Source organism: Rugamonas brunnea, from assembly GCF_014042345.1.
Classification (GTDB): domain Bacteria; phylum Pseudomonadota; class Gammaproteobacteria; order Burkholderiales; family Burkholderiaceae_D; genus Rugamonas; species Rugamonas brunnea.
In genome coordinates this window covers 782,611-794,701 of sequence record NZ_JACEZT010000001.1, presented here as the reverse complement: position 1 = coordinate 794,701, position 12,091 = coordinate 782,611, and the positions used below count along the sequence as shown (strand labels likewise).

Genomic DNA, 12,091 nt, shown 5'->3' with positions numbered 1-12,091 from the left:
TAGCCGTTGTTGACAATGCGAATCAGAACTAGTTAATCTGACAGTCGCGTCTGCCGCCTTGCGTGGCGCCGCGCATAAAAAGTTGGCGATGCGCAAGCCATCATCTTGCTCAGCTTCGTCGCACCTGGTCAGGCTGTCGCCAGCGCTCACTTCAACAGGAGGGTGTTCTATGGATGCGCAACAACTATTCTCGGAATTTTTGGCCTCTGACCATGGCGCGCAAGCGAGCCAGGCGCTGGCGGCGCAGGGCATCAGCGCCGACGATGCCCAGCAGATGCTGAGCCACGCGGTCGATGTGACCCACGCTCACGTTGAAGAACAGGCCGGCGCATCGGTCGAACATACGGGGCGTAATTTCTTTGCCGCGTTCGCGGCGGGACTGGTGCGCGGCGACGGCTTCTTCCATTCGCTGGTGGAAGGCGGCGAGGGCATCCTGACCGGCAAGGTGACGGCGGCGTTGGCGGAGCGCATGGGCATCGACCCTTCCACGGCCTCGACCGTGGCAGCCGCCGCGACGCCTTATATCGCCGCATTCCTGAAGGAAAAGCTCGCCTGAGCTGGCCTGAATTAGCCGGTGCGTGAACCGGTGCGAGTACGCCGGCCAGCATCGCCGAAGATCGCCGGACGATGCTGGCCCGCTATGGCGCGACGATGGCGTTATTTGGCGCACGCCTTGCCGTGGTCGCCACGGTAGCCTTTGGCCTGTGCGTCCGATTCGCTCATGTATTCACCGCTCTTGGTCTTGCCGTAGTAGCGGTCGCCTTGGCAGTGATACACCTTCGATGAGGAATTGACCCACACCTTGCCCGCACCACCGCCGGCCGCCGGCTGGGCTGGCGGCGCCGATGCTGCCGGCTTCATTGCTGGTGCTGCTGGCGCCGCCGGCGCGGACGCGGAAGCCGATGCAGACGGCGCCGCAGCGGCTTTCTTGTCCACACCACCATGTCCGCGGCACGCGCCTTTCATGGTGGCACCGCTGTAGCTTGTCCCGTCCTTGCAAACCGCACTGACCGGCGCGGCGGCGGGTGCGATTTGCGCAAAGGCGACGCATGAGAACGAGGAAACGAGGACGACCGAAAGCAGAATTTTTTTCATGACCTACTCCCCAGCAGACACGGAAATACGTGCGTGTTTCGATAGTATTTCAATTTCGAAACGTTGGAAAGTGATGGGGAAAAGCGGGCGTCCCGCCCGCACGGTCAATACAAAGTCTGCGACGACTCGTGCAGCAACTGCCCGTACAGCGTATGGCGCATGCGCGCGATCTTGCCTTCCTCCACGGCGGCCAGCACGGCGCATTGCGGCTCGGTCAGATGGCGGCAGTTGTAGAACTTGCAGTGGCCGAGATAGGGCGCGAATTCCACGAAGGCCCGTTCCAGCATGCCTTCGCTCAAATGGTATAAACCGAATTCCTGGAAGCCGGGCGAGTCGATGATGGACGAGCCGGCGCCCAGCGCCGGCAACTGGTACAGGCGCGTGAAGGTGGTGGTGTGCTTGCCCGTGTCGAGCGCGGCCGAGATTTCGCGCACGGCGATGTCGGCGTCCGGCACCAGCAGGTTGATCAACGACGATTTGCCCATGCCGGACTGACCGATCAGGATCGACGATTGCCCCGCCAGTAGCGGCGTGAGCGTGGCCACGGTGTCCTCGGGACGGCCCTTGGCCGACACTTCATGCACGGGATAACCGAGCGCCGCGTAAGGCTGCAAGCGCTCGCGCGTCTTGGCCAGCGATTCCGTCACGTCGGTCTTGTTGAGGATCAGGCGGACCGTGATGCCGGCCGCCTCGGCCGCCACCAGCGCGCGCGAGACGAGGTCGTCGGAAAACCCCGGTTCCGTGGCCACCACGATGAACAACTGGCTCACATTGGCCGCCAGCAGTTTCGATTTGTACTGGTCGGAGCGGTACAGCAGCGTGTCGCGCTCATCGATGCTGTCGATCACGCCCTGGTCGGACGAGGTCAGCGTGATGCGCACCCGGTCGCCCACGGCCACGTTGGTCTTCTTGCCGCGCGTGACGCATTGCAGCCGCAAGCCGTCCGCGTCGGCCAGGTAGTGGCGGCCGTGGGCGGCGATGATGGTGGCGTGGCTGGCGCTGTTGCCGGTGTTGCTGGTATTGCTGGAGCCGCTGTTGCTCTTGGCGGGGCTGCGGCGGCTCATGCCTGCACCGCCTTGTCCTTCAATGGCTGGTCCTGCGGCGCCTGTTGCGCCAGCGCGCTGGCCTTGGCCGCGCAAATGAAATCGTTGTGGGACAGGCCGCCGCGTCCGCCGTTGACGGAATGCGTGTGGTAGCGTACCCGGCAGTTGTTGTAGGTCACGGTCAATTCAGGGTGGTGGTCTTCGTTGTGGCTGAGCCAGGCCAGCGCGTTGACGAAGGCCATGGTGCGGTAATAATCGGCGTGCGGGAAGTCGCGGCACAGCCGGCCTTCCTCCAGGCGCCAGCCCGGAATCTGGGCCAGCAGGCGGGTGACGTCGGCCTCGTCCAGCGCGGCGGTCGTGTGGGCGCAGCGGGCCTGCAGCAGGTCGGCCGTGGTGAGCAGGACGTGCTCCATCATGCCGCCAGCTTCAGGTGACGGATGCGCACGCTGGCCGGCGGGTGCGAATCGTAGAACGCCGAGTGCAGCGGATCGGGCGTCAGCGTGGAGGCGTTGTCCTCGTACATCTTGACCAGTGCCGTCACCAGGTCGTTGGCGTCCGTGTGACGGGCCGCGAAGGCGTCCGCCTCGAATTCATGCTTGCGCGAGCTAAGCGACATCAATGGCCCCAGCAGGAAGGTGAACACGGGCAGCACCAGCATAAACAGCAGCAGCACCATGGCGTCGTTGTTCTGGCCCGGCAGCAGCAGCGGGTCCACGCCCAGGCCCGTGTAGAACCACAGCTGGTTTTTCAGGTAGCCCAGCAGCGCCAGGAAAGCCAGCGACACGGCGAACATGATGGCGATGCGCTTGATGATGTGTTTGAGCTTGAAGTGGCCCAGTTCGTGCGCCAGCACCGCCTCGATTTCCTGCGGCGCCAGGCGGGCCAGCAGGGTGTCGAAGAACACGATGCGCTTGTTGGCGCCGAAGCCGGAGAAGTAGGCGTTGCCGTGCGCGCTGCGCTTGGAGCCGTCCATCACGAACAGGCCCTTGGAGGCGAAGCCCACGCGCGCCATCAAGCCTTCGATGCGCGCCTTGAGCGCTTCGTCGGCCAGCGGCGTGAACTTGTTGAACAGGGGGGCGATCACGGTCGGGAACAACACCATCATCAGCAACTGGAAGCCGCTCCACACGAACCACGCATACAGCCACCACAGGTTGCCGGCCTTGGCCATCAGGGTCAGCACCACCCACACCAGCGGCAGGCCGATCACGGCGCCCAGCGCCACGCCCTTGAGCAGGTCGGCGAAGAACAGGCCGGGCGTCATCTTGTTGAAACCGAAACGCTGCTCCATGCCGAATTGTTTGTAGTAGTCGAACGGCAGGTCGATCAGGCCCGTGATGAGGGCGAAGCCGGCCATCAGGGCCAGCTGGTAGGTCATGCCGGGACCGGTGTGCTGGAACACGGCCACGGACAGCCATTGCAGGCCGCCCAGCAGCGTGAAGCCGATCAGCACCAGGGTGTTGATCATCAGGCCCAGCAGGCCGAATTTCGTCTTGGCGACCGTGTAGTCGGCCGCTTTCTGATGGGCTGCCAGCGGGATGGTTTGCGCGAATTCGGCCGGCACGGCGGCGCGGTGGCGCAGCACGTGGCGGATATGGCGCGAGGCGAGCCAGAAGCGCACCAGCAGCGTCAAAATGAGGAGGGAGACAAACAAAATCGAAAACGCGAGTGAATACATGCTGGGCCTGTGAGAAAATGGCGGATTGATTTCGCCAAGAGAGAATTATGTCACAAGCTACCGACTTCGCAGCAACCCAAGGTGTCGCCCCTGCGCCCCAGCGTCCGAATGAACTCAACCTGGTGTGGGTGGACATGGAAATGACGGGCCTGGAGCCGGATACCGACCGTATCATCGAAGTGGCCGTGGTCGTCACCGACATGCACCTGAACGTGCTGGCCGAGGGCCCCGTGTTCGCCATCCACCAGAGCGACGAGACGCTGGACAAGATGGATGCCTGGAACAAGGGCACCCACGGCCGTTCCGGCCTGACCGAGCGCGTCAAGGCCTCCACCGTGACGGAAGCGCAGGCCGAAGCCGACCTGATCGCCTTCCTCAAGCAGTGGGTACCGGCCGGCAAGTCGCCCATGTGCGGCAACACCATCGGCCAGGATCGCCGCTTCATGGTACGCTACATGCCCAAGCTGGAAGCGTTCTTCCACTATCGGAACGTCGATGTGTCCACGCTGAAGGAACTGTGCAAGCGCTGGAAGCCCGAGATCGTGTCCGGCTTCAAGAAGCACCAGAAGCACACGGCCATGGCCGACATCATCGAGTCGATCGAAGAACTCAAATACTACCGCGAGCACTTCATCAAGCTGTAAGCGGACCTTCACCCAAGGAGCGCCATGCAAGCAGAGAACTTCGTATTGCAGGATTACCTGGACCGCATCGGTTACACGGGCGAGGCCAGGGCCGACCTGGCCACGGTCACGGCCATGATGCGGCGCCAATTGTTCACGGTGCCGTTCGAGAACCTTGATGTCCAGGCCGGCAAGATCGTGTCGCTGGTGCCGGAGGAGATCGTGGACAAGATCGTGGCCCGCCGCCGCGGCGGTTATTGCTACGAAGTCAATGGCATCTTCGCCATGGCGCTGCAGGCGCTGGGCGTGCCCTACCAACTGGTGGCGGCCCGCCCCATGTTCTATCCGGCTCGCCGGCCGCGCACCCACATGGTCATCGTCGTCACGCTCGACGGCGTGCAGTGGCTGTGCGACCTCGGCTTCGGCAGCTACGGCATCCGTGCGCCGGTCCGGCTCGACCTGCTCGACACGGAGCTGGTGCAGGATGACGATGTGTTCATGCTGAGCAAGCCGAACGAGCGCGAATTCCTCGTGCAGGCGCGCGTGGGCGGGGAGTGGATGAACCAGTTCGGCTTCGACCTGTCGCAGCAGGAGTGGATCGACTTCATGCCGGCCAACTACCTGAACTCCACCCATCCCGAATCGATCTTCGTCAAGACGCTGCTGCTGGTGCAGCACCGCGCCGATGGCCGTTCGATTTTGTTGGGCGACACGCTCAAGACCATCACCCGTGGGGTGGTCGAGCAGCGCAGCATGGGGCCCGAGGAGCGGGCGGTCGTGGTGCGCGAGGTGTTTGGGCTGACGTTGCCATCCTCCGGCGCGACGGCCTGAGGCAAGGCGGGCGGGGGCGCGGCATGCTGCGCCGCCCGCTGTGATCGGCCCGCACGCGCGGGCTGATATCTTCGACGTTTACTTCAATGCTTACTCGGCGGCCGCGTCAGCCGCGCCGTGGCACTTCTTGTACTTCTTGCCGCTGCCGCAAGGGCAGTCGTCGTTGCGGCCCACTTTCGGCTCCTCGCGCTTGACCGTGGTGACGGGCGCTTTGCGGCGCGGCACCCAGAACTTGTGGATGGCCGGCAGGTTCGCTTCCAGTTCCAGCGCCAGCTTGTGCGCCAGCACGGGGTCTTCCACCAACGGCAATTCCTCTTCCTCGATCTCGTCCGCGCCCAGCAGGTAGATCGGGCGCATCAGATCGCCCACTTCCGAATCCCAGATCTCGTCCCACGAACCGGGGCGCATTTCCATGCCTTCCCAGAAGCCCCAGCACCACGCCTCGGCGTCGATCAGGGTCTGGCCTTCGTGCTCGTGCTCGACGAACAGCGGTTCGAATTCCTTGGGTGCCACTTCGAACGTCACCAGCACCTCGTTCATGAAGCGCATGATCAGGTTGACGATGCGTTCCTCTTCCTTGGCGTTCTTGAACTTGGGCACGTCCTTGCCATCCTGGCCCCAGATCTTGGGCAGCCATTCGGCCGGCATGATGGTTTCCGGGCCGATCGCGATGGCCGTCAGGAAGCCGTGCAGGGTGTCCATCGTCATCGCGTCTTCGGGCGCGCGGTCCGACAGCAGGAAGTTATCGAGTTCGTTGAATTCTTTTTCGCTCAGTGGCTGATCGAGTTGCATAGTTAGCTCTTTTTATGGGGTTGAAGGCGACAGTATACGCTGCGCGGCCGGCGATGCCCACTTCCCACGTGTTGGCGGCGGCCACGTACAATGGCGCCATGCATACCGACGATCTTTCCGGCGCCCGCGCCCACCATCCTTTTTCCGACCTGAGCCCGGATTGCGTGCTCGATGCGCTCGACAGCGTGGGCCTGCGTGGCGACGGCCGCCTGCTGGCGCTGAACAGTTACGAAAACCGCGTCTACCAGGTCGGCATCGAGGACGGCGCGCCGCTGGTGGCCAAGTTCTACCGGCCTGCGCGCTGGAGCGACGCCGCCATCCTGGAGGAACACGCGTTCACGGCCGAACTGGCCGAGCGCGAAATCCCGGTGGTGCCGGCGCTGGCGCTGGATGGCGCCACGCTGCACCATTACCAGGGTTTCCGCTTCGCCGTGTTCGCACGCCACGGCGGCCGCGCGCCCGAGCTGGGCGACCCGGCCGTGCTGGAATGGACGGGCCGCTTCATCGGCCGCATCCACGCCGTCGGCGCGCTCCAGCCCTACACCGAGCGGCCCAGCCTCGATATCGACACCTTCGGCATCGAACCGCGCGACTACCTGCTGGCCAATGGCTTCATCCCGCCCGAACTGCTGGCCGCCTACACCAGCGTGATCGACCAGGCGCTGGACGGCGTGCGCCGTTGCTACGAGCGGGCCGGTACGGTGGCCCGGTTGCGCCTGCACGGCGACTGCCACGGCGGCAACGTGCTGTGGACCGACGCCGGCCCCCATTTCGTCGACTTCGACGACAGCCGGATGGGCCCGGCCGTACAGGACTTGTGGATGATGCTGTCGGGCGAGCGCCACGAGCAGGTGCGCCAGCTGGCCGACATCCTGGCCGGCTACGAGGACTTCAGCGAATTCGACCCGCGCCAGTTATACCTGGTGGAAGCGCTGCGCACGCTGCGGTTGATTCATTACTCGGCCTGGCTGGCGCGGCGTTGGGACGATCCGGCCTTCCCCGTTGCTTTCCCATGGTTCAACACGCAGCGTTACTGGCAGGACCGCATCCTGGAGTTGCGCGAACAGGTCGCGCTGATGGACGAGCCGCCCTTGTGGCCCGTGTGAGGGCAGGGCGGTCTGTCGTGACCAGTCGAAAAACATATCGAAACCAACCTGTGATGCAAATCTGATATCACATCCATTTGCGTGAATTAGCGGGTTTTTCCCGTTCTGCTCGCCGCTCCGCTGGCCAGGGCCATGTTTGATAATGGCAACTCAGAAGTCCCGGTTGGTGCCGGGACGCAGCGGAAAGCGAGAACACTTATGCAAGCACAACTGGCTCAGCGCGAAGGCGCCAATCTCACCGTCGCATTCTCGGCCGACGATGTGGCCGCATCCCCGGCCCGTGAACAGGACCAGTTGAGCGCCACGCCGGCGCAACCGCCGCGCGCCGCGCTGGAGATGCGCGCCATCCAGGAAGCCATCGCCCGCGTGGAAGCGGAAGCGAAGGCCGCCTGCGCCGCCGAGAGCCGGGCCCACGCCGAAGCGCGCGCCCGCGCCCTGGCCGAGGACCGCGCCGCCATGGACGCCGCCGCCGCCGCCGTCGCGCTGCAGAATGCCCAGGCGGCCGAGGAAGCCATCGCCGCCAACCGCGACCGCCTCGAATCGCTGCGCGCCGCCGCCCAGGCCAGCGTGGCGCGATTGGACGCCGTCAAGCAGGAAACGGCCGAACTGCGCGCCCGCGTCGAAGCCGACAACGCCATCCGCCAGGCCGCCGAACAGCGCGCCCGCGCCGAGGAAGAAAGCCGCAAGCGCGCCGCCGAACAGATGGCGGCCGAATCGGAGCTGGCCGCGCAAGCCGCCCGCGCCGCCGAAGAACTGCAAGCGCAAACGGAGCAGGCCCGCCTGCAAGCCGTCGAGCGCGTGGCCGCCGTGCAGGCCGCCAAAGAAGAAGTGGTGGGCATCGCCGAAGCGGACGCCCGCATGGCCACGCTGGCACGTGAGCGCGAGCGCCACGCCCACGCCGCCCGCCAGGCGGCCGAGAACCTGGCCAAGGCCGAAGCGGAAGCGCTGGAACTGACCATCGAGCGCGAACGCGCCGACAAGATCGCTCTGGAAGCGGCCTTCAACCGCGCCGCCGCCGAAGTGCGCGCGCTGGAAGAAGCGCGTGCGCTGGCCCACCTGGAACAGGAGCGCGAACAGATCGCGCTGGCCCAGGCCGAATCGCAGCGCAGCGCCGCCCAGTCGCTGCATCTGCGTCTGCAGACGGAAAAGGAAATCCGCGATGCCGCCCTGCAGCGCGAACGGCTGGAAACGATGGCCACCACCACCGCCCAGGCCCGGCGCGACGCCGAAGCCCGCATCCTGCAGGCCACCGAAGCGCGCATCGAAGTGGACCGCCAGCTGCGCACCGTGGCCGAAGCCCGCGTGCAGGCCGAGGAGGAAGCGGAACTGAAAACCCTTGCCAAGGTGGAGGCGGAAGCGCAGGCGCTGGAGCAGATCAAGCTGCGTCAGGTAGCCGACGAAGCGGCGGCCGAGGCGGCCCGCGCCGACAGCCTGGAACAGCAGCGCGCCGCGCAACTGGCCGACGAACGCGCCGCACTGACGCGCGCCGCCGCCGAACTGGCCGCCAGCCAGAACGACGCCGAGCAGCGCGAGATCGCCCTGCTGGCCGAACACGTGGAAGCGCAAAGCCAGGCCCAGGCCCTGGCCGAACAGAGCGCCGCCCGCGCCGCCGAACTGCTGGCCGCCGAGCAGGCCCGCGCCGCCGCCGAACAGCAAGCGCTGGCCGCCATGAAGGACAAGATGGAAACGGAGCGCGTCGCCACGGCCGCCGCCGAGCACCGCATCGCCGCCGAGCAGGCCCAGGCCGCCGCGCTGCGCCAGCAGCACGAAGCCGACGCGCGCCTGGCCGCCGCTGCCGAGCAGGAAACGACCGCCGCCCGCATGATGGCTGAGCAGACCGCGATTGAAGCGGAGCAGAAAGCCGCTGCCGCGACCGCGCTGACCGCGCAAGCCCGTCTGGCCGTGGAGCTGGGTGTGGTGCAGGCCGAGCGTGCCCGCGTCGAGCAGGAAAAAGCCGCCGCCGCCGAAGCGTTGCTGCAGGCCGAGCGCGAATTCGTGGAAGCAGAGCGCCAGTCGCTGGCACTGATCGAACAGAAACTGGCCCAGCAGCGCCAGGCCACGGCCGCCGAAGCGCGCGCCACCAAGAACATCGCAAGCCGCCTGGAAGCGGAAAAGCAAGTGGCCGCCGAAGCGCGCGCCCGCGCCGAAGCGGAGCAGGCCGCACTGGAGGCGATGCGCCAGCGCGAGCAGGCTGAACACGCCGCCCGCCTGGCCGCCGCCGACAAGGCGCAAGCGCAGCAAGCCTTGCTGGCCGCCGCCATGGAACACGCCGCCATGCAGCGCAAGGTGGCCGACACCACGGCCGCCATGACGGCCGCCAAGCGTCAACTGCTGGATCTGGAAACGCGCCGCCAGCAAGCCGCGCGCAACGCGCTGGCCGCGCTGCAAGCGAAAGTGGAAGCGGAGCAGGGCGTATGCCAGCAAGCCGAAGCGCAAGCCCGCGTCGCCTCGCTGGACGCCGCCCGCGCCCGCAAGGACCGCGAGCAATCGGCCAGCATCGCCCGTGACGTTATCGGCCGCCTGACTCAGGGCGTGGAAACGGTCGGCGCCGTGTGGCGCGCCCGCTAAGCTAAGTAAAACACCAAAAAACCGGGGTCAGGTCATACCGTCACGCAACTTGCCCGCAAGTTGCGTGACGGTATGACCTGACCCCGGTTTTTCTTTTTGTTACTGGCTGATCTGCACTTTGGCGATGTAGTACTCGGTTTCGCCGAAGCAGGCGGTGGGCACGCCTTTGTGCTGTTCGTAGGTGAGCAGCACGCGCTTTCCGGTGGCGGCCAGCAGTTGCTGGGCCACGGCGTCGTCGCGCACGCTGAATTCGAATTTTTCCGGGATCGCGCCCGGCATCGAGGTCAGCAGGATTTCGCCTTCCCACGTCTTGCACACCCAGCCCCGCTTGGAGAATTTCTGCAGGAAGCCGGCCCGCTCGCCTTCCGAGTAGGTCAGGTGCAGCGTGATCCAGGTGTAAGCGCAGAACAGCAGGATAGCGGCGGCCACCAGGCCGATCAGGGACAGCACGATGCGTTTGGATGTGGTCATGTAGTTCGCGTTAGGGTTAAAGCAAGGTTGGACATCTTATCACCGGACGGCCAGCGCGGCGATCACCGCTCCCGCCGCCGCTTGTACAGGATGGACGACCACAGCGAAATGGCGATGAAGGCCACGCCCGACAAGCCGGTGAACCACTCGGGGATGTCGTATTTGACGCTGGCCAGCATGATCAGCGCCAGGATGCCGATCGCATAATGTGCGCCATGTTCGAGGTAGACGAATTCGTCCAGCGTGCCCTTGTGCACCAGGAACACGGTGAGCGAACGCACGAACATGGCGCCGATGGCCAGCCCCAGCATGATCACCACCACGTCGCTGGTGATGGCGAACGCGCCGATCACGCCGTCGAAACTGAACGAGGCGTCCAGCACTTCCAGGTACAGGAAGGCGCCGATGCCGCCCCGGGTGGCGGCCGACAGCGCCAGCGCGGCGGCGCCGGCGCCCACCGCTTCCACGCCGGTCTCCGTGGCGTCGCTGTCGTCCTCCGGTTGCGGGTCTTCCTCCAGCAGCGTGCTGATCCAGTGCACGGCGAGGTAGGTGGCCACGCCCGTCACGCCGGCCGTCAGCACGCCGAATTGTTCTTCCTTGCTGGCCACGCCCATGCACGCAAACACGGCCAGCAGGGCCAGCAGCACGGCCAGGCTGTCCGTGCCGTGCTCGCCCATTTTCTTTTCCATCCAGCCCAGCCAGTGCAGTTCCTTTTCCTCGTCGAACAGGAAGTGGAGGAACACCAGCAGCAGGAAGGCACCGCCGAACGCGGCCACCTGGCCGTGCGAGGCCGTCAGGTGGGCCGCATACACGTCGGGCGTGGTGGTGGCCATGTGCCACACTTCCACCAGCCCCAGCCCCGTGGCGAAGGCGACGATCAGCAGCGGGAACAGCAGCCGCATGCCGAACACGGCCACCACGATGCCCACCGTCAGGAACAATCGCTGCCAGAACGGGTTCCAGTGCCGCAGCACGGAGGCGTTGACGACGGCGTTGTCGAACGACAGCGAGACTTCCATCACGCCCAGCACGGCCGCGATCCACACAGCTTGCAGCACCCCGGCCGCGCCGTCGTGGTGGAAGCCCCACCAGGCCGCCAGGCCCAGCAGCACGACGGTGACGGCGAACGAGAATTTGAAATGCTGCATGGCTTTCCTGGGCTTTCAAGGGTGGACGTGGCCCGATTTTATAATACTTGCTTACGAGACAGCATGGCGTTCTGCGATAATGGCCGCCAATTCGCCCGGATGGGCACCCTTAAGCCACGTTTTTCATGAAGGACACCCCGATGGATCTCGCCTACCTCGTTACCCCCTTGCTGACCTGGATCACGGTCGGCCCGATCAAGTTCCTGATCAACAGCGTGCGCGCCCGCAAGTGGGCGTTCAACCTGGTGGGCAACGGCGGCTTCCCCAGCAACCACAGCGCCGTCGTGTCGAGCATGGCGACCCTGATCGCGCTGCGCGAGGGCATCGGCCATCCGGCCTTCGGCGTGGCCGTCACGCTGTGCTTCATCGTCATCATCGACGCCAACAGCCTGCGCCAGCACGTGGGCAAGCAGGCGGCCGCCATCAACCGGCTGGCCAAGGATGACGCCGGCCACACCTGGCTGCGCGAGCGCATGGGCCATACGCTGGTCGAGATCGCCGGCGGCCTGGCCACCGGCATCGCCATGGGCCATGTGATCTTCGCGCTGTTCGGCCGCGGCTGATCGCACCGGCGTCCGCCGCCCGTTCCTTGCGGGCGGCCGCCACACTCTCACCAATTCTCACTTCCTTCCCCCGTTTATCCGCCGATTCCGCGTTCCAGGCATGGAAACCGGCAATCCAGCCATTGTGTGATTGACGCGCCGACGGCGCTGGTTGATACTCTGCGCCTTGCAGT

At 65.5% G+C, this 12,091-nt stretch carries 13 protein-coding genes; 6 read left to right on the top strand and 7 right to left on the bottom strand.

The genetic code is table 11. The annotated features are described in order from the left end of the window. The first annotated feature begins 169 nt into the window (after positions 1–169). Positions 170–556, top strand: a complete 387-nt coding sequence (locus H3H37_RS03645) for a hypothetical protein (protein ID WP_182160230.1) — start codon at positions 170–172, stop codon at positions 554–556. Between the two features lie 101 nt (positions 557–657). Here H3H37_RS03645 and H3H37_RS03640 read toward each other — a convergent pair whose 3' ends face one another. The 4 genes from H3H37_RS03640 to H3H37_RS03625 form a co-directional block, all read right to left on the bottom strand. Then, the gene (locus H3H37_RS03640; RefSeq protein ID WP_182160229.1) at positions 658–1,095 is read right to left on the bottom strand and encodes a DUF3761 domain-containing protein; all 438 of its coding nucleotides are present in this window, start codon (positions 1,093–1,095) and stop codon (positions 658–660) included. Positions 1,096–1,199: 104 nt separating this feature from the next. After that, complete coding sequence (gene rsgA, locus H3H37_RS03635) at positions 1,200–2,159, bottom strand: ribosome small subunit-dependent GTPase A (RefSeq protein WP_182160228.1); 960 nt, start codon at positions 2,157–2,159, stop codon at positions 1,200–1,202. Then, positions 2,156–2,554: a 4a-hydroxytetrahydrobiopterin dehydratase gene (locus H3H37_RS03630; RefSeq protein WP_375539975.1), complete on the bottom strand. Its 399-nt coding sequence runs from the start codon at positions 2,552–2,554 to the stop codon at positions 2,156–2,158. Before H3H37_RS03630 ends, rsgA begins: the two co-directional genes overlap by 4 nt. Further along, positions 2,551–3,816, bottom strand: a complete 1,266-nt coding sequence (locus H3H37_RS03625; RefSeq protein WP_182160227.1) for a M48 family metallopeptidase — start codon at positions 3,814–3,816, stop codon at positions 2,551–2,553. Before H3H37_RS03625 ends, H3H37_RS03630 begins: the two co-directional genes overlap by 4 nt. 47 nt (positions 3,817–3,863) lie before the next feature. Between H3H37_RS03625 and orn the strand changes: the two genes are divergently transcribed. Together orn and H3H37_RS03615 are read left to right on the top strand one after the other, a co-directional pair. Beyond that, positions 3,864–4,460, top strand: coding sequence for an oligoribonuclease (orn, locus tag H3H37_RS03620; protein ID WP_182160226.1), 597 nt, complete (start codon positions 3,864–3,866; stop codon positions 4,458–4,460). Between the two features lie 24 nt (positions 4,461–4,484). After that, the gene (locus tag H3H37_RS03615) at positions 4,485–5,270 is read left to right on the top strand and encodes an arylamine N-acetyltransferase family protein (protein ID WP_182160225.1); all 786 of its coding nucleotides are present in this window, start codon (positions 4,485–4,487) and stop codon (positions 5,268–5,270) included. A gap of 90 nt (positions 5,271–5,360) precedes the next feature. Here H3H37_RS03615 and H3H37_RS03610 read toward each other — a convergent pair whose 3' ends face one another. Next, positions 5,361–6,062: a UPF0149 family protein gene (locus tag H3H37_RS03610; RefSeq protein WP_182160224.1), complete on the bottom strand. Its 702-nt coding sequence runs from the start codon at positions 6,060–6,062 to the stop codon at positions 5,361–5,363. A gap of 98 nt (positions 6,063–6,160) precedes the next feature. Here H3H37_RS03610 and H3H37_RS03605 point away from each other — a divergent pair, with 98 nt between their 5' ends. Beyond that, complete coding sequence (locus H3H37_RS03605) at positions 6,161–7,168, top strand: SrkA family protein kinase (protein WP_182160223.1); 1,008 nt, start codon at positions 6,161–6,163, stop codon at positions 7,166–7,168. 198 nt (positions 7,169–7,366) lie between these two features. After that, the gene (locus H3H37_RS03600; RefSeq protein WP_182160222.1) at positions 7,367–9,736 is read left to right on the top strand and encodes a coiled-coil domain-containing protein; all 2,370 of its coding nucleotides are present in this window, start codon (positions 7,367–7,369) and stop codon (positions 9,734–9,736) included. A gap of 99 nt (positions 9,737–9,835) precedes the next feature. Here the strand turns inward: H3H37_RS03600 and H3H37_RS03595 are convergent, their stop codons facing one another. Together H3H37_RS03595 and H3H37_RS03590 are read right to left on the bottom strand one after the other, a co-directional pair. Beyond that, a complete protein-coding gene (locus H3H37_RS03595) occupies positions 9,836–10,207 on the bottom strand; it encodes a DUF8785 domain-containing protein (protein ID WP_182160221.1) in 372 nt (123 codons plus the stop codon). A gap of 62 nt (positions 10,208–10,269) precedes the next feature. Then, positions 10,270–11,355, bottom strand: coding sequence for a DUF475 domain-containing protein (locus H3H37_RS03590; RefSeq protein WP_182160220.1), 1,086 nt, complete (start codon positions 11,353–11,355; stop codon positions 10,270–10,272). Between the two features lie 140 nt (positions 11,356–11,495). Between H3H37_RS03590 and H3H37_RS03585 the strand changes: the two genes are divergently transcribed. Beyond that, positions 11,496–11,918: a divergent PAP2 family protein gene (locus H3H37_RS03585; RefSeq protein ID WP_182160219.1), complete on the top strand. Its 423-nt coding sequence runs from the start codon at positions 11,496–11,498 to the stop codon at positions 11,916–11,918. Positions 11,919–12,091: the final 173 nt, after the last annotated feature.